The organism is Psychrobacter sp. W2-37-MNA-CIBAN-0211 (genome assembly GCF_040309405.1).
In the GTDB taxonomy this organism is placed as follows: Bacteria; Pseudomonadota; Gammaproteobacteria; order Pseudomonadales; family Moraxellaceae; genus Psychrobacter; species Psychrobacter glaciei.
Genome location: NZ_JBEOOU010000539.1, coordinates 1 through 239, shown reverse-complemented (window position 1 = coordinate 239; position 239 = coordinate 1). Strand labels below are relative to the sequence as shown.

Genomic DNA, 239 nt, shown 5'->3' with positions numbered 1-239 from the left:
ACTTAAAACAGCAGCCGAGTATAAAGAATGGGGGCGTGTATTTAGTCGTGCCTTTAACCAGTTAAAAAGTCATGTTGCTTATAGTATGGAGCATGTTATTCATAGTTATGGTGCGACTAATGAGGCTGAGTTTTTTGCGGTGATCACCGAAACCTTTTTAGAGAAGCCGGCAGAACTGCGCCGATATGACCCTGAAATTTATCGCTTGCTGGTGGACTATTATCAATTTGACCCTATAG

At 41.8% G+C, this 239-nt stretch carries 1 protein-coding gene; it reads left to right on the top strand.

Annotated elements, in window-relative coordinates; all coding sequences use genetic code 11:
• Positions 1-239: zinc-dependent peptidase (locus tag AAEY72_RS16185; RefSeq protein ID WP_352311703.1), on the top strand; the 239-nt coding region annotated here is incomplete at both ends.